The sequence below is a fragment of the Candidatus Hydrogenedentota bacterium genome (genome assembly GCA_016791475.1).
Classification (GTDB): domain Bacteria; phylum Hydrogenedentota; class Hydrogenedentia; order Hydrogenedentales; family JAEUWI01; genus JAEUWI01.
The window spans coordinates 1-608 of sequence record JAEUWI010000318.1 but is presented as its reverse complement, the minus strand read 5'-3'; the positions used below and the strand labels follow the sequence as shown (position 1 = coordinate 608).

At 66.0% G+C, this 608-nt stretch carries 1 protein-coding gene; it reads right to left on the bottom strand.

Annotated elements, in window-relative coordinates:
- On the bottom strand, positions 1–608 hold a 608-nt coding region (locus tag JNK74_29430; GenBank protein MBL7650296.1), incomplete at both ends, for a PAS domain-containing protein.

Sequence of the window (608 nt, the reverse complement as noted above, 5' to 3'; positions counted from 1 at the left end):
AGCGAATGAGTCGGCGCATCATCCGCTCGATGTCGCGCAGCGTCTCGTTCACGTCGATCCGGCTGGGCGGCACGAATTCGTTGCGGCTGAAGAGAAGGAGTTGCCTGGTGAGGGCGGTGCCACGATCGCCGCATTCGCGGATCGCTTCGGCAGCCTCATGAGCCGCTCCCGAGAGGGTGCTGTCGTCGGCAAGTTGCTGCGAATAGGCGTTGATGACGAAGAGGAGGTTGTTGAAGTCGTGGGCGACACCACCGGCCAGTTGCCCTAGCGCCTCCATCTTCTGCATGCGCCGGAACTGCTCCTCGAGGCGCCGCCGTTCGGTGACGTCGGCGCAGACTGCGGCGAGGTGGGTCGGACCGCGGCTGTCGTCGCGTTCGCCGTCGCGCATCACCTCGACCGAGACGGCGCACCAGAATGGGGTTCCGTCCTTGCGGTGGGCCAAGAGTTCGGATTCGGTGACCTCGCCGGTATCGATCGCGCCGTCGGTCAGGACCTCGGCAGCCGACGAGGCATTTAGCACCGCGCCGAGGGTTCGGCCGCTCACCTCTTCCCAGGCGTACCCGGTCGATGCAAGGAACGCCGGATTGGCGAAGACGATCGGCGAGCCC